A 545-nucleotide genomic window follows, 5' to 3' on the forward strand; every position below is an offset into this window, starting at 1 on the left:
ATCAGGTTGATCTTACATGGTGTGTCTTTCATCAGCTCAGCCAGCTCGCGTGCGTGATCCATGTCATCGTTCACATGATCAAGCAACACGTACTCGACTGTTACTTTGCCACGGTTTGCGTTCGAAGATGCGATGTAACGACGAACTGACGCTAAGAAGTCTTGAATATCCCAACGATCGTTAATTGGCATGATTTCGCTACGTAACTTGTCGTTTGGCGCGTGTAGAGAAATCGCCAATGCTACGTCGATTTTTCCTGTCATCTGATCAAGGCCTGATACTACACCAGAAGTCGATACAGTAACGCGACGCTTAGACAGGCCAAAACCAAGATCATCTAACATGATTTCTAGCGCAGGGATCAAGTTCTTCATGTTAAGAAGAGGCTCACCCATACCCATCATTACGACGTTAGTGATTGGACGACGACCAGTTTCTTTTTGCAAACCGATTTCACGTGCAGCACGCCACACCTGACCGATGATTTCAGATACTTTTAGGTTGCGGTTGAAGCCCTGTTGAGCGGTCGAACAGAACTTACACTC

The 545-nt window shown here is 46.6% G+C and carries 1 protein-coding gene; it reads right to left on the bottom strand.

Annotation, left to right across the window (positions count from 1 at the left end; translation table 11 throughout):
- Positions 1–545: radical SAM protein (locus R7Q46_RS29595; protein WP_318078641.1), on the bottom strand; the 545-nt coding region annotated here is incomplete at both ends.

It is taken from the genome of Vibrio sp. 811 (assembly GCF_033339195.1).